The sequence below is a fragment of the Streptomyces sp. NPDC053432 genome (assembly GCF_055585365.1).
The window spans coordinates 16,647-31,787 of sequence record NZ_JBVJKF010000036.1; the positions used below are offsets into that span (position 1 = coordinate 16,647).

The 15,141-nt window shown below is 72.5% G+C and carries 13 protein-coding genes; 9 read left to right on the top strand and 4 right to left on the bottom strand.

The features are described from left to right. The first annotated feature begins 63 nt into the window (after positions 1 to 63). Both ACZ6Y1_RS35810 and ACZ6Y1_RS35815 read left to right on the top strand, forming a co-directional pair. Positions 64 to 411, top strand: coding sequence for a hypothetical protein (locus ACZ6Y1_RS35810; RefSeq protein WP_469640022.1), 348 nt, complete (start codon positions 64 to 66; stop codon positions 409 to 411). A 35-nt stretch (positions 412 to 446) separates the two neighbouring features. Further along, positions 447 to 1,367 carry an alpha/beta fold hydrolase gene (locus tag ACZ6Y1_RS35815; protein ID WP_469640025.1) on the top strand — a complete coding sequence of 307 codons (921 nt, stop codon included), beginning with the start codon at positions 447 to 449 and terminating at the stop codon, positions 1,365 to 1,367. Here the strand turns inward: ACZ6Y1_RS35815 and ACZ6Y1_RS35820 are convergent. From ACZ6Y1_RS35820 to ACZ6Y1_RS35830, 3 genes are read right to left on the bottom strand one after another with little or no spacing between them, the layout of a single operon-like run. Beyond that, entirely contained in the window at positions 1,352 to 1,870 is a 519-nt protein-coding gene (locus ACZ6Y1_RS35820; protein WP_469640027.1) for an SMI1/KNR4 family protein, read from the bottom strand. The two genes, ACZ6Y1_RS35815 and ACZ6Y1_RS35820, sit on opposite strands and share 16 nt — an antisense overlap. Position 1,871: 1 nt before the next feature. Continuing rightward, positions 1,872 to 2,114, bottom strand: coding sequence for a DUF397 domain-containing protein (locus tag ACZ6Y1_RS35825; RefSeq protein WP_469640029.1), 243 nt, complete (start codon positions 2,112 to 2,114; stop codon positions 1,872 to 1,874). Then, on the bottom strand, positions 2,111 to 2,896 hold the full coding sequence (locus tag ACZ6Y1_RS35830) for a helix-turn-helix domain-containing protein (protein ID WP_469640032.1): 786 nt from the start codon (positions 2,894 to 2,896) through the stop codon (positions 2,111 to 2,113). The genes ACZ6Y1_RS35825 and ACZ6Y1_RS35830 overlap by 4 nt, the downstream gene beginning before the upstream one ends. 37 nt (positions 2,897 to 2,933) lie before the next feature. Between ACZ6Y1_RS35830 and ACZ6Y1_RS35835 the strand changes: the two genes are divergently transcribed. Together ACZ6Y1_RS35835 and hemB are read left to right on the top strand one after the other, a co-directional pair. After that, complete coding sequence (locus tag ACZ6Y1_RS35835) at positions 2,934 to 3,497, top strand: ATP-binding protein (protein ID WP_469640034.1); 564 nt, start codon at positions 2,934 to 2,936, stop codon at positions 3,495 to 3,497. A 2-nt stretch (positions 3,498 to 3,499) separates the two neighbouring features. After that, entirely contained in the window at positions 3,500 to 4,501 is a 1,002-nt protein-coding gene (gene hemB / locus ACZ6Y1_RS35840) for a porphobilinogen synthase (RefSeq protein WP_469640036.1), read from the top strand. A gap of 777 nt (positions 4,502 to 5,278) precedes the next feature. Here the strand turns inward: hemB and ACZ6Y1_RS35845 are convergent. Further along, complete coding sequence (locus tag ACZ6Y1_RS35845) at positions 5,279 to 6,808, bottom strand: CocE/NonD family hydrolase (RefSeq protein WP_469640038.1); 1,530 nt, start codon at positions 6,806 to 6,808, stop codon at positions 5,279 to 5,281. Positions 6,809 to 7,386: 578 nt separating this feature from the next. Between ACZ6Y1_RS35845 and ACZ6Y1_RS35850 the strand changes: the two genes are divergently transcribed. From ACZ6Y1_RS35850 to ACZ6Y1_RS35870, 5 genes are read left to right on the top strand one after another with little or no spacing between them, the layout of a single operon-like run. After that, positions 7,387 to 8,199, top strand: coding sequence for a TIGR03084 family metal-binding protein (locus ACZ6Y1_RS35850; protein ID WP_469640040.1), 813 nt, complete (start codon positions 7,387 to 7,389; stop codon positions 8,197 to 8,199). After that, complete coding sequence (locus ACZ6Y1_RS35855) at positions 8,196 to 10,124, top strand: acyclic terpene utilization AtuA family protein (RefSeq protein WP_469640043.1); 1,929 nt, start codon at positions 8,196 to 8,198, stop codon at positions 10,122 to 10,124. Before ACZ6Y1_RS35850 ends, ACZ6Y1_RS35855 begins: the two co-directional genes overlap by 4 nt. Beyond that, the gene (locus ACZ6Y1_RS35860) at positions 10,121 to 11,719 is read left to right on the top strand and encodes an acyl-CoA carboxylase subunit beta (RefSeq protein ID WP_469640045.1); all 1,599 of its coding nucleotides are present in this window, start codon (positions 10,121 to 10,123) and stop codon (positions 11,717 to 11,719) included. Before ACZ6Y1_RS35855 ends, ACZ6Y1_RS35860 begins: the two co-directional genes overlap by 4 nt. Positions 11,720 to 11,727: 8 nt before the next feature. Further along, entirely contained in the window at positions 11,728 to 13,701 is a 1,974-nt protein-coding gene (locus ACZ6Y1_RS35865) for an acetyl/propionyl/methylcrotonyl-CoA carboxylase subunit alpha (protein WP_469640047.1), read from the top strand. Beyond that, positions 13,698 to 14,858: an acyl-CoA dehydrogenase family protein gene (locus tag ACZ6Y1_RS35870; protein WP_469640049.1), complete on the top strand. Its 1,161-nt coding sequence runs from the start codon at positions 13,698 to 13,700 to the stop codon at positions 14,856 to 14,858. The genes ACZ6Y1_RS35865 and ACZ6Y1_RS35870 overlap by 4 nt, the downstream gene beginning before the upstream one ends. The last annotated feature ends 283 nt before the right edge of the window (positions 14,859 to 15,141 follow it).

Sequence of the window (15,141 nt, forward strand, 5' to 3'; positions counted from 1 at the left end):
CCAGGCGGGATCTGAGTAGCTGCGCGGATCCCGGGGGCTGGGCCGGCGGGGTTGGGTGTCCTCATGACCGATCACGACCTCGACCGGGACGGCCGGGCCTTCATCGCCCCGCTGGTCTCCACGCTGCTGACACTGCCGCTGGGCCTGGTCTCGCTGTTCTTCGCCGGCCTGTCGCCGATGGCGTGCGACTCCTGCAACGGGCAGGTGGCCCGCGACTTCGACGCGAGCTTCCAGATCGCCTGGCTGGTGCTCATGGCGGGGTTCGTCGTCGTGCTGGCACTCCTCCTGTGGTGCTGGGCCCTGCCGTGGCGCAAGGCCAACGCCGCCCGGCGCGTCGGCATCGCGATCGCCGCGCCGACGGTGGTGGTGCTGAGCACGGTGGTGTTCTGGGCGCTGCTGGACCTGCCGTAGGGGCCGGTGACGGAGGTCCGGCGGATACTGGTTCCATGCGCAGCACGCGGCGCTCCCCGGCCCGGTGGAGGACGGCCCTGGCGGTCGTCACGGCCGTCGCGTGCGCCGCTCCGGCGGCGATGGCGGACGACACCGGCGACGCGGGGCGTACGGTCACCCTTCCGGGAGGGCGAGTCGTCCACCTGGAATGCCGAGGGGACGGCTCCCCCACCGTGGTGCTGATGTCCGGCACGGGAGGCGCGGCGGACGAGTGGACGCACGTGGCCGCCCCCGGCGCCCCGGCGGGAACCCTGGAACCGAGCGCGTCGGCGGTGCTGCCGAGGGTCGCCGGGTTCACACGGGTGTGCGCCTACGACCGGCCGGGCACGACCCGGGCCGACGACAGCCCCACCACCTCGACCCCGGTGCCGCAGCCGACATCGGCGCGGAACGGCGCGGACGACCTCGGGGCGGTGCTCGCGGCCGCCGGCGAGAAGGGCCCGTACGTGCTGGTCGGCGCCTCGTGGGGAGCCATGATCACGGGCCTGTACGCCCGCACCCACCCCGCGCAGGTCGCCGGCCTGGTCACGGTCGACGGCGCCTCCCCGCACCTGCGCGACACGCTGACCCCCGAGCAGTGGTCGGACTGGACGCGCGCGGTCAGGGCGATGACGAAGGAGAAGGGGCGGGAGGTACCCGACTACACGGCGAGCGTCGCCGAATTCCGCGCCGCCCCGCCGCTGAGGGCCGGGGTTCCGGCGTTGGTCCTCACCTCCGACCACCCGTGGGACCTGAAGGTCGGCACGACCGGATCGACCTGGCCCGCCTGGCTCGCGGCCCAGCGGCGGCTGGCGGACGAACTCCACGCGCGGCACGTCACCCGCACCGACAGCGGCCACGGGATCGCGGTCGAGCAGCCCCGTCTGGTCTCGGACGCGATCCGCGAGGTCGTGGACCAGGCTCAGAGGAACTCGTAGTACGGGCCGTCGGGAGCCCAGTTCCGGGAGCACAGGGTCACGTCCCGGCCCTTGAGGTAGGCCAGCAGCCATTCGCCGAACGTCATCTCGTACAGGGTCCAGGCGGGGCTGTCGAACTCCTGGACCAGGGTCCGCCAGGGCCCGTCCGGCTCGTCGGGTACGCGGAGGAAGACCGCCTCGCCGGTCGTGGCCGAGGCGACGGGGATCAACTCTCCAGGGTTCGCCCCGACCGGGCTCGGCAGGTACTCGACCATGTCCTCGTCGCGCCAGAGCTCCAGGTCCAGCCGGATGTTCTTCCCCAGGCTGTGGAGGAGGTGCGTGGCGGGGTGGTTCAGGTACAGCTGGTTGTTGACCACGACCGACCCGTAGGCATCGACGATCTCGCGGAAGTCGGCGGGGAATGCGGTCCCGAGCTCCTCTTCCAGGTCGATCCAGGGCGCCGGGTCGGCCCAGTTGAACCGGGGCTCGCCGAGCAGGGCGGTTATCTCGGGAAGGGTCGCCACCCTAGGCCCTGACCCAGGCGGTGAGACCGGTCCAGGCGGCGGGGGTGAGGGCGAGCTGCGGACCGCCGGTGACCTTGGAGTCCCGGACGTGAACCTGGTCGGCGGGGCAGTTGGCCATCTCGACGCAGGCGTCTTCTACGCCGTTGCTGTACGAGGACTTCCGCCAGGTGAATGCGGCTTCCAGGCACTGGCCGCCCTGGTCGCTGCTGTAGCTGGACTTGAACCACTTCAGTGCGGTGCTCATGACTCTCCTAGCAGCCGGTCCAACAGGCTCTTCGTCTCAGCGAAGTTGAGGGCCTGTGACCGCAGCATTGCATATTTCTGGGAGAGGATGCTGACCTCATTCGGGTCGCGTACGAGCAAGCTGCCGCGCTGGGTTTCGGAGTAGGCAAGCCGTTGAAAGTCCGGAGTTTCCAGCAGGGTGAAGGGGCCGGAGAGCCCTGCGTGAGTCGTCATGCCCATCGGTAGGACCTGAAGGGAGATCCCGGGCGAGTCGGCGCAGTCACGCAGGTGCCGTAGCTGCTCTTCCCATACGTCGTCGCCCCCCAGCCGGTCCCGTAGGACGGGTTCCCATACGACGAAGCTGAGCGTCGGAGGAGTCGGGCGGCTCAGTATTTCCTGGCGCTTCATCCGCAGCGCAGTCTGGATCTCGATCTTCTCTTGGCCGATGTAGGGAACGTGGCAGCCGAAGACTGCGCGCGCGTAGGCCTCAGTCTGGAGCAGGCCGGGGATGATCAGTGTGTCGTACCAGGACAGAGCCAAGGCTTCCGCCTCGCGCTCCATGTACTCCTCCGCCCAGGCCGGGACCATGTCGACCTCTGGCATCTTGTTCGCCACGACCGTCAGAAGGTCGGGCAGCCCGAGCCTGAGGTCCATCTTCTCCGCGACGTTCGGCATCAGCACGCGCCTGCCCTGCTCGATCGAGGCGATGGTCTCGACATCCATGTGCAGCGCTTCGGCGAAGGCGCGCTGGGTCATTCCCTTGGAGATCCGGGCGGCGGCTACCAGTGCGCCGACCATCTTCATCGCGGTTTCGTTGGGCCGTGGCCTCTTGCGTGGTGGCATGACTGTGAACTCCCCGTCTGCACGCGTGAGATACCGGTACCAACCCGTACTCATAAAGGAGTACGGGTTGCTCGTCTCCTGCACGCTAGTCACACACCGCGACGATCGACCCGTGAACGTGGAAATCCAACCCGCCCTGCTGCGCGAGCGTTTCTACCCCCGCAGCCGCCAAAGCGTCGCCTCTGCCAGGAAGTTCGCACGCATGACACTGCACGCGTGGGATGTCACATCCCGCCACGACGACGTGTCGCTCTGCGTGAGCGAACTCGCGACCAACGCCCTGCTGCACGGCGTCCCGCCCGGCCGGGGCTACCGGCTGCGGATGCTGCGCTTCGAGGGCACCGTACGCATCGAGGTGCACGACAGCGGCGGCGGGCGGCCCCGGATCGAGGACCGGGACACGGGGGCCGAGCACGGCCGCGGGTTGCTCCTGGTCGCGGCGGTCGCGGACCGGTGGGGGGTCGGGGTGCGGGTACCGGGCAAGGTGGTGTGGTGCGAGTTCGCCACCGAACCGGGGCCTAGGCTTGTCCCGACTGCTGTCGAAGCTCGAAGAGGCGACTGAAGATGAGCGCGTACGGAACCTTCCCCGGCTCGCGGCCCCGTCGGCTGCGTACGACCCCTGCCATGCGGCGCATGGTCGCGGAGTACCGGCTGCACCCCTCCGACCTGATCCTCCCGGCCTTCGTACGGGAGGGGATCTCCGAGCCGCTGCCGATCTCGGCCATGCCCGGTGTCGTCCAGCACACGCGGGACACGCTGCGGAAGGCGGCCGTGGAGGCGGTCGAGGCGGGCGTCGCGGGGATCATGCTCTTCGGTGTCCCGGCGGATGAGAACAAGGACGCGCTCGGCACGGCCGGCACGGAGCCGGACGGCATCCTCCAGGTCGCCATCCGCGACGTGAAGGCCGAGGTCGGGGACGACCTGGTGATCATGTCCGACCTGTGCCTCGACGAGTACACCGACCACGGCCACTGCGGCGTCCTGGACGAGAACGGCCGCGTCGACAACGACGCGACGCTGGAGCGGTACGCCGAGATGGCGCAGGTCCAGGCCGACGCGGGCGTCCACGTCGTGGGCCCGAGCGGAATGATGGACGGGCAGGTCGGCGTGATCCGCGACGCGCTCGACGAGACCGGGCACGAGGACGTCTCGATCCTCGCGTACACGGCGAAGTACTCCTCCGCCTTCTACGGCCCCTTCCGCGAGGCCGTCGCCTCGTCCCTCCAGGGCGACCGCAAGACCTACCAGCAGGACCCTGCGAACGCCCGCGAGTCCCTGCGGGAGCTGGCCCTCGACCTGGAGGAGGGCGCCGACATGGTGATGGTCAAGCCGGCCGGTCCCTACCTCGACGTCCTCTACCGGGTCGCGGAGTCCGTGGACGTGCCGGTGGCGGCGTACCAGATCAGCGGCGAGTTCGCGATGATCGAGGCGGCGGCGGAGAAGGGCTGGATCGAGCGCGACCGGGCCATCATGGAGACCCTCCTCGGCATCAAGCGGGCCGGCGCGGACACGATCCTCACGTACTGGGCGACCGAGGTCGCCCAGTGGCTCCGCGCCGAGCGCTGACGCCGAGCGCTGACGCCGAGCGCTGACGCCGCGCGGCCAGGGCCTGTGCGATGGCGGGCCGTACCTGGCGATCGGCAGGTACGGCGCCCGCGCCCGGAACGGCCGCCGCCCGTTCGCCGTCTCGGCCCCAGACGGCTCGCAGCCGCCGTCGTCGAGGAGCGCGTAGCGATCTGTGGCGAGACCAGCCCCGGACGGGCCGCCGGACGCTGAGGAATGAGGAGCGCGTAGCGATTTGGTGCGCCCTTCCCCCCGCCGGGCCTTTGTGGCCGAGGTGGGGAGGAGCCTGGGCCGCTCTGCCCGGCCCGGAGACCGGAAAAGGCGGCCCGGGCCCGGCGCGCCCCGCCCAACCGGGTCGAACGTCTCGGGCTGCCCCGCCTATCGGTCGTTCCGCCCGGCCCGTTCTTTTGGGGGTTTCCCGGCAGTCCTTGTCTTTCCGTGGCGGGACGGCCTGTCAAGGGTCGCCGCAGGCGATCGCGCAGCGACGCGACGACGAAGGAGGAGCGCCCTTGACGGGCCGGCCCGACGCGGAAGGACAGTGGGACTGACGGGAAACCCCCAACCCTTCCTCGCTCCCGACCAGCCGGGGCACCGCCGTTGCGCGGCGGGTCCGCTCCGGGCGCGGGTCCGATCCAAGCGCGGACCGGCCGCCCAACTGTGCCGCGGATTTGCCGAGTCGATCGTGAAACCAACCGAGGTCCGCGGGCGTCCCTGAATCCGTACGCACGTCCGGCCGGTAACGGGGGTCCGGCCGGACTGCGTACGCGGCGCCCCGCGCGCCTAGCCGAGCGGCAGGTCCAGGTACGACGGGGTCGCCTCGGGCGAGGTGAAGGCGAGGGTCGCCCGCGGCAGGTTCGCGTCCCCGTAGAAGGGGTCGCGGGCGTCGATCACCAGCAGCAGGCGGTGCCCGCGCGGTACGTCGTACGCCGTGGCCTGGAGGTCGATGTCCGCGCTGACCAGGCTGTCGGGCGCCGAGCCGAGGTCGGTGTACGGGGCGTGGGTGACGATGTGCGCCGTGCCGTCCGGGGCGGTGTCGAGCAGGTACGCGATGAAGGTGGAGCCCGGGTTCGGGGCCCGGTACGTCACGCGCAGGCGCGGGGTGCCGCGCAGCCGGGTGGTCTCGCGGACGGGTTCCGAGGCCCAGACGGCCGCGACGGAACGGTCGATGGTCCCGGTCGCGTAGACCTTCGGGCGGCCGGCGATCTCCGCGTATCCGGACTCGACGACCTTGTCGGCGACGGTGGCGGGGGTGTCGACCCCGCACAGCACGGTCGCCGTCCAGCCGGCCTCCGGTTCCTCGGCGAGTTCCCCGCTGCCCGCCAGGTGCAGCCGGTGGACCCGCTCGGTGAGGGAGTGCCAGGTGGGCCGGGGTTCGAGGGTCTGGTTCCACATGACCTCGCTGACCACCTGGCCCTCGTCGGCGATGCCGTTGTCGATGTCCCTGAGGTGGTGGTCGAACCAGCGGTGGGCGTCCGTCCAGATCCGGTTGGGCAGGCCGGCCATGCCCGTCATCTCGGGCCCGGAGTGGTCGCCGATGGACAGGACGAGGCGTTTGGGGCCGGTGAGTTCGTTGAACATCTTGAGCGTCTGGTTGGTCGGGAAGAGCGTCTCGTGCCAGGCGTGCGCGAAGAGGACGGGCACCTGGCGGCGGTTGAGCTCCTTGATGTGGGTGAGGGGCGAGCGCTGCTCGGCCCAGCGCAGGGTGCCCTCGATGTCGCGATTGGCCAGGACGTTGTCGAAGACGCTCTGCGTCTGCGGGCTCAGCCGGGCCTTCGCGGCGGCGCCGAGCAGGGCCCGTACGGCGGAGATGTGGCGGGTGGAGTTCTCGTAGAACGCCTCGCCGAGATCGCCCCAGGTGCTGAGCGCGACGACGGCGCTGACGCGGGTGTCGTGGGCGGCGACGAGCTGGCTGATGCCGGAGCCGTACGAGTCCCCGAGGAAGCCGATCTTCCCCACGGGCCCGGTGGTGCGCTCGATCAGGTGGTCCAGGGCGCGGCTGCCGTCGGCGACGTCGAGGGGGCCCGCCACCTCGACGCGGCCCTCGGAGGCGGCGAAGCCGCGGGTGGTGTAGGCGAGGACGTTGTAGCCGCGGGCCGCGAAGAGGGTGGCCTGGACGGCGTAGAGGATCCAGCCGTAGCTCGTCCACGGGGACGGCATCACGATCAGGGGGCGCGGCAGGCTGCCGGTGTGCCGCCAGATGCCGGCGTCGAGCAGGTCGCCGTCGGCGCCGGTCACCTTGGTGCGGGTGAAGACGGCGACGGAGCGGGCCTCGGCGACCTCGGCGGCGCGGGCGGGGGGAAGGCCGGTCACGTCGCCGCTCTCCAGGGCGGCGACGAAGGCGCCGAGGGCGGCGGCGTCGAGTTCGGGGTAGAGGGAGCCGGGGGCGTCGGAAGAGCCGGTAGAGCCGGGTAAGGCGGAGGCGCCACGTGAGCCGGGAGAGCCGGTAGAGCCGGGTAAGGCGGAGGCGCCACGTGAGCCGGGAGACCCGGGAGACCCGGGAGACCCGGGAGAGCTAGAAGAGCCAGAAGAGCCAGAAGAGCCAGAAGAGCCAGGCGATTGGGCGGCTGGGGTCACGGCGGTACGTCCTCTTCGTCGGGCGGCAGCGAATGCCGGCGAGTAGGCGAGTACATGAACGTGTGCGCGCCCGGGCCCGGAGCGGAACGCCCAGTATCGACGGGACATCCGGTGACGTATCGCTAGTTTCCGGGTTCCGGCCTGAATCGTCCCCCGGCTTCCGGTCTCCGCACCCGGTGGGCAACGTGCCTCTGTCCGGCGGCGGTTGGGGCACCTGGCGGGAACGCGTCGGCTCGCCGGAAAAACATGCAAGCGTGCTTGATTGTTTTGTTCGGGGCTGCCACTCTTCCCTCACGCCGAGAGGGGAGCGCACCGTGCCCGATCCGTCCGCTGGCGACGACATCGCCGCCGTCTACGCCGATCTGCGCGAGGAGAGCCGTGAACTCGACGCCTTGGTAGGGGAGTTGAGTGAGCGGGAATGGGCCCGGCCCACGCCCGCCGCCGGCTGGAGCATCGCCCACCAGATCGCCCACCTGCACTGGACCGACCGGGCCGCGCTGCTCGCCCTCACCGACGCCGCCGCCTTCGGGCAGATGGTCGAGGAGGCGGTGAAGGCTCCCGACTCCTTCGTCGACGAGGGCGCGGAGGAGGGCGCGAAACTGCCGCCCGCCGAGCTGCTGGCCCGCTGGCGGGCCACCCGTACCGCCCTCGACGAGGCGCTGGCGGCGGCCTCGCCCGACACCCGGTTCCCCTGGTACGGGCCGCCGATGAAGGCCGCCTCGATGGCGAGCGCGCGGCTGATGGAGATCTGGGCGCACGGCCAGGACGTCGCGGACGCGCTCGGCGTGCGCCGCACACCGACCGCGCGGCTGCGGCACGTGGCGCGGATCGGCGTACGGGCCCGCGACTACGCCCACGCCGTACGGGGACTGCCCGCGCCCGCCGAGGAGTTCCGGGTCGAGCTGGCGGCCCCCGACGGCTCCGGGGCGTGGTCGTACGGGCCCGCGGACGCCGCGCAGCGGATCACCGGCCCGGCGCTCGACTTCTGCCTGCTGGTGACCCAGCGGGCCCACCGCGCCGACCTCGCCCTGACGGCCACCGGGCCCGACGCGGACCGCTGGCTGGACATCGCGCAGGCCTTCGCGGGGCCGGCGGGGGCCGGGCGCGAGCCGGGGAGCACCCGATGACGGAGCGGCAGGGGCCCGCGGTGCGCCGGCTGCGCCGGCCGCTGCGGATCGCGAACGCCTCCGGCTTCTACGGCGACCGCTTCGACGCAATGCGGGAGATGCTGACCGGCGGCCCGCTGGACGTGCTGACCGGGGACTACCTGGCCGAGCTGACCATGCTGATCCTCGGCCGGGACCGGCTGAAGAACCCGGACCTCGGCTACGCCAAGACCTTCCTGCGCCAGCTGGAGGAGGGGCTCGGCCTCGCGCACGAGCGGGGCGTACGGATCGTCGCGAACGCGGGCGGGCTCAATCCGTCCGGACTCGCGGAGGCGGTGCGGGGGCTGGCGGCCAAGGTGGGGGTGCCGGTGAGCGTGGCCCATGTGGAGGGCGACGACCTGATGCCGTACGGGGAGGGGCCCGAGGGCGCGTTGACCGCGAACGCCTACCTGGGCGGCGGCGGGATCACGGCCTGCCTGCGGGCCGGCGCGGACGTGGTCGTCACCGGCCGGGTCACGGACGCGGCGCTGGTCAGCGGGCCGGCGGCATGGTGGTTCGACTGGGCCCCGGACGACTACGACCGGCTGGCGGGCGCGGTGGTCGCGGGCCACGTCCTGGAGTGCGGGACGCAGGCCACCGGCGGCAACTACTCCTTCTTCACGAGGCACGACGTGCGGTGGCCGGGGTTCCCGCTGGCGGAGATCGCCGAGGACGGCTCCTCGGTGATCACCAAGCACCCGGGCACCGGCGGGGCCGTTTCGGCCGGGACGGTCACGGCGCAGCTCCTGTACGAGACCCAGGGCGTGCGGTACCTCGGCCCGGACGTCACGGCCCGCCTGGACACGGTCCGGCTGAGCGGGGACGGCGAGGACCGGGTGCGGATCTCCGGGGTGCGGGGGGAGGCGCCGCCGGACTCGCTGAAGGTGGGCGTGACCCGGATCGGGGGCTGGCGCAACGAGGTGGTCTTCGTACTGACCGGCCTGGACATCGAGGCGAAGGCGGCGCTGGTGCGGGCGCAGCTGTCCGAGGCGTTGGAGGGGGTGGCCGAGGTGGCCTGGACCCTGTCCCGTACGGACCACGAGAACGCGGGGACGGAGGAGACGGCGAGTGCGGTGCTGAGGCTGGTGGTGCGGGATCCTTCGGCGGAGCGGGTGGGGAGGGGGGTGACGGCGGCCGCGGTCGAGCTGGCGCTCGGCAGTTATCCGGGGTTCCACGTCACGGCTCCGCCGGGGGCGGCGCAGCCGTACGGGGTGTTCGGCTCGGCACTGGTCCCTGCGGGGGCCGTCGCGCACGTGGCCGTGCTGGCGGACGGCACCCGCCTGCCGGTGCCGGTGCCGGTGTCCGCTGCGCGGAGCCTTTCCCCCACCCCGCCCCTTCCCGAAACTGTGGGCTCCGCCCCCAGCCCCCCGACCCGGGGCTCCGCCCCGGACCCCGCGGGGGCTGCGCCCCCGGACCCCGTGGGGGCTGCGCCCCCGGACCCCGTGGGGGCTGCGCCCCCGGACCCCGTGGGGGCTGCGCCCCCGGACCCCGTGGGGGCTGCGCCCCCGGATCCCCGTGCCTCAAACGCCGGCGGGGCTGTGGTTGATACCACCCGCGCACCCCTGGGGGTGGTGGCCGGGGCTCGGAGTGGGGACAAGGGCGGGGACGCCAATGTCGGGGTGTGGGTGGAGAGCGACGCCGCCTGGGAGTGGATCGAGCGCGCCCTCACCGTCGAGACGCTCCGCCGACTGCTCCCCGAGACGCGGGGCCTCCCCATCACCCGGCACGCCCTGCCGCGGCTACGGGCACTGAACTTCACCATCGAGCGGATCCTCGGCGACGGCGTCGCCTCAGGGCACCGTTTCGACCCCCAGGCCAAGGCCCTCGGCGAATGGCTCCGGGCCCGGCACATGGACATTCCGACCCACCTGCTGCACGCACCCGCCCCGGAGGGGAACGGCTCATGACCCGTCTCGGCACCACCGTCGACCCCCGCGCCCCCGAGCACGCGCAGGCCCGTACCGCCGCACTGGAACGGCTCGCCACGCTCGACGCCGAGCACGCCAAGGCCCTCGCCGGCGGCGGCGAGAAGTACACCGCCCGCCACAAGGACCGCGGCAAGCTGCTGGCGCGCGAGCGGATCGAGCTGCTCCTCGACCCGGACACGCCGTTCCTGGAGCTGTCCCCGCTCGCCGCGTGGGGCAGCGACTACCCCGTCGGCGCCTCCATGGTGACCGGTATCGGCACGGTGGAGGGCGTCGAATGCCTGGTCACCGCAAACGACCCGACCGTCCGCGGCGGGGCCAGCAACCCCTGGACGCTGAAGAAGGCGCTGCGGGCCAACGAGATCGCCCTGCAGAACTGGCTGCCCGTCGTCAGCCTCGTCGAGTCGGGCGGCGCCGATCTCCCCTCCCAGAAGGAGATCTTCATTCCGGGCGGCGCGATCTTCCGCGATCTGACCCGGCTCTCGGCCGCCGGAATCCCCACCGTCGCCGTGGTGTTCGGGAATTCGACCGCCGGAGGCGCGTACATCCCCGGCATGTCCGACCACACCGTCATGATCAAGGATCGCTCGAAGGTGTTCCTCGGCGGGCCGCCGCTGGTGAAGATGGCCACCGGCGAGGAGAGCGACGACGAGTCGCTCGGCGGCGCCGACATGCACGCCCGTACCTCCGGCCTCGCCGACTATTACGCCCTCGACGAGCAGGACGCGATCCGCCAGGCCCGCCGGGTCGTCGCCCGGCTGAACCACCGCAGGGCGCACCCCGAGCCGGGGGCGGCGGCCGAGCCGCTGTACGACCCGGAGGAGCTCCTCGGGATCGTGCCGGCGGATCTCAAGACGCCCTTCGACCCGCGGGAGGTCATCGCGCGGATCGTCGACGGGTCCGACTTCGACGAGTTCAAGCCCTTGTACGGGCCCAGCCTGGTCACCGGCTGGGCCACCCTGCACGGCTATCCGGTCGGCATCCTCGCCAACGCGCAGGGGGTGCTGTTCAGCGCCGAGTCCCAGAAGGCCGCCCAGTTCATCCAGCTGGCCAACCAGCGCGACATCCCCCTGCTCTTCCTCCACAACACCACCGGCTACATGGTCGGCAAGGAGTACGAGCAGGGCGGCATCATCAAACACGGCTCGATGATGATCAACGCGGTGTCCAACTCCCGTGTGCCGCACCTGTCCGTGCTCGTGGGCGCTTCGTACGGCGCCGGGCACTACGGCATGTGCGGGCGGGCCTACGAGCCCCGTTTCCTCTTCGCCTGGCCGAGTGCCAAGTCCGCCGTCATGGGGCCCCAGCAGCTCGCCGGGGTGCTGTCCATCGTGTCCCGGCAGTCCGCGGCCGCCAAGGGCCTGCCGTACGACGAGGAGGCGGACGCGGGGATGCGCGCCTTCGTGGAGGCGCAGATCGAATCCGAGTCCCTCCCGATGTTCCTGTCCGGGCGGCTGTACGACGACGGCGTCATCGACCCGCGCGACACCCGTACCGTCCTCGGCCTGTGCCTGTCCGCCGTGCACAACGCCCCTGTCGAGGGCGCCCGCGGCGGCTTCGGCGTCTTCCGGATGTGAGCCCGCAGATGACCACCGTCGATTCCACCGCCACCAGTGCCACCACCGCCACCCCAGCCACCACCGCCACCCCTGCCATCGCCTCCGTCCTGGTCGCCAACCGGGGGGAGATCGCCGTGCGGATCTTCCGTACGGCCCGCGCCCTCGGCCTGGACACCGTCGCCGTCCACTCCGACCCCGACGCCGACGCCCTGCACGTGCGCAGCGCGGACAGCGCCGTACGCCTGCCGGGCGCGGCGCCCGCCGACACCTACCTGCGCGGCGACCTGATCATCAAGGCCGCGCTGGCCGCCGGCGCCGATGCCGTCCACCCCGGCTACGGGTTCCTATCCGAGAACGCCGGCTTCGCCCGCGACGTCGAGGCCGCGGGGCTGGTCTGGATCGGCCCGCCGCCCGAGGCCATCGAGGCCATGGCCTCCAAGACGCGGGCCAAGGAGCTGATGCGCGCCGCCGGGGTTCCGCTCCTCGACCCCGTCGACCCGGCCACCGCCACCCACGCCGACCTGCCGCTCCTGCTCAAGGCCGCGGCGGGCGGCGGCGGGCGCGGGATGCGCGTGGTCCGGGACCTCGACCAGCTCAAGACCGAGCTGGACGCGGCGTCCGCCGAGGCCCGGTCCGCCTTCGGGGACGGCGAGGTGTTCGCCGAGCCGTACGTGGAGCGCGGCCGCCACGTCGAGGTGCAGGTCCTCGCCGACGCACACGGCACGGTCTGGCCGCTCGGCACCCGCGACTGCTCCCTCCAGCGGCGCCACCAGAAGGTCATCGAGGAGGCCCCCGCGCCCGGCCTGCCCGAAGCGCTGCGCGAGAGCCTCCACCGGGCCGCCGTGGCCGCCGCCCGGGCCGTGTCCTACCGCGGGGCCGGCACGGTCGAGTTCCTGGTCACCGCCGACGGCCGCCCGTACTTCCTGGAGATGAACACCCGCCTCCAGGTGGAACACCCCGTCACCGAAGCCGTGTTCGGCATCGACCTCGTGGCCCTGCAGCTGCGCGTCGCCGAAGGGGCGGCCCTGCCGCTGACGCCCCCGGCGGCCGACGGCCACGCGGTGGAGGCCCGCCTCTACGCCGAGGACCCGGCCCAGGACTGGCGGCCGCAGACCGGTGTCCTGCACACCCTCGCGGTGCCCGGTCAGGTCCGCGTGGACACCGGATTCGCCGACGGGGACACGGTCGGCATCCACTACGACCCCATGCTCGCCAAGGTCGTCGCCCACGCCCCGACCCGCGCCGAGGCCGTCCGCGTCCTCGCCCACGCCCTGTCCCGGGCCCGGATCCACGGGCTCACCACCAACCGGGAGCTCCTCGTACGGTCCCTGCGGCAACCGGAGTTCACGGCCGGGAAGCTCGACACCGGCTTCTACGACCGCCACCTCGCCGCCCTCACCGAGGACGCCCCCGACGGCACCCTGGCGGCCCTCGCGGCGGCCCTCGCCGAAGCCGCGCCCGCCCCGGGGGCCTCGCTCGCCGCGCGGCTGGGCGGCTGGCGCAACGTCCGCTCGCAGCCGCAGATCCGGCGCTACACCGCGGGGGGCACCGAGTACGAGGTCGCCTACCAGCCGGTGGACCACCCCGGGGTGCGGGTCCTGTCCGCCACGCCGGAGCTCGTCACGCTCGAAGTCGACGGGGTCCGACGCCTGTTCCACGTGAAACAAAATTCGAACAGGGCGGAGATCTACGTCGATTCGGCCCTCACCGGAGCCCACACCTTCGTCCCCGTCCCCCGGTTCGCCGATCCGCAGGACCGCACCGAACCGGGCTCGCTGCTCGCTCCCATGCCCGGCACCGTCGTCCGCGTCGCCGAGGGCCTCGCCCCCGGCCGGGCCGTCACCGCCGGGCAGCCCCTGCTCTGGCTGGAGGCCATGAAGATGGAGCACCGCATCCTCGCCCCCGCCTCCGGCACGCTCACCGCGCTCCACGCCGTCACCGGCCAACAGGTCGAGTTCGGCGCCCTGCTCGCCGTAGTCCAGGAGGAACCGCACTCATGAGCCACACCATCGAGTCCGAGGAGCACCAGGCCCTGCGCACGGCGGTCGCCGCGCTGGGGCGGAAGTACGGGCGCGAGTACCTCGCCCGCGTCGCCCGCGACGGCGGCCACCCAGACGAGCTGTGGGCCGATGCCGCCAAGCTCGGCTACCTCGGCGTGAACCTCCCCGAGGAGTACGGCGGCGGGGGCGGCGGCATCGCCGAGCTGTCCATCGTGCTGGAGGAACTCGGGGCGGCCGGCTGCCCGCTGCTGATGATGGTCGTCTCGCCCGCCATCTGCGGCACGGTCATCTCCCGTTTCGGCACCGAGGAGCAGAAGCGGGCCTGGCTCCCGGGCCTCGCCGACGGCAGCCGCACCATGGCCTTCGGCATCACCGAACCGGACGCCGGCTCCAACTCCCACCGCATCACCACCACGGCCCGCCGGGACGGCGACGACTGGATCCTCAGCGGGCGCAAGGTGTTCATCTCCGGCGTGGACATCGCCGACGCCACCCTCATCGTCGGCCGCACCGAGGACGCCCGGACCGGGCGGCTCAAGCCGTGCCTGTTCATCGTGGAGCGCGACGCGGAGGGCTTCGGCCGGACCGTGATCGACATGGAACTCCAGGCGGCGGAGAAGCAGTTCGAGCTTGTGCTGGACGAGGTGCGGCTGCCGTCCTCGGCGCTGGTCGGGGACGAGGACGCCGGGCTGCTGCAGCTCTTCGCGGGGCTCAACCCCGAGCGGATCATGACGGCCGCCTTCGCGATCGGCATGGGCCGGTACGCGCTGGCCAAGGCCGTGGACTACGCGAAGACCCGCCAGGTGTGGAAGGAACCCATCGGCGCCCACCAGGCCGTGTCCCACCCGCTGGCGGCGGCGCACATCGAGCTGGAGCTGGCGCGGCTGATGATGCAGAGGGCCGCTGCGCTGTACGACGCGGGGGACGACATGGGGGCGGGGGAGGCGGCGAACATGGCGAAGTACGCGGCGGGGGAGGCGTGTGTGCGGGCGGTGGACCAGGCGGTGCACACGCTGGGGGGGAACGGGCTCACGCGTGAGTACGGGCTGGCCTCGCTCGTCACGGCGGCCCGTGTGGCCCGGATCGCGCCGGTCAGTCGCGAGATGATCCTGAACTTCGTCTCGCACCAGACCCTTGGCCTGCCCAAGTCGTACTAGGCGCGTCCCGCTGCGGAGCCGTCCCCCGGCGGGGCTCGGGGGATCGGGGCCCCGCCCCAGGACCCGCGCCTCGGTCGCCGTCGGGGTACGGGGGATCGGGGCTCCGCCCCGCACCCCGCGCCTCAAACGCCGGCGGGGCTGAAAGGATCGGGGCTCCGCCCCGGGCCCCGCGCCTCAAACGCCGGCGGGGCTGAAAGGATCGGGGCTCCGCCCCGGGCCCCGCGCCTCAAACGCCGGCGGGGCTGGGTGTGCCCCCGCGGGGCTGAAGGATCGGGGCTCCGCC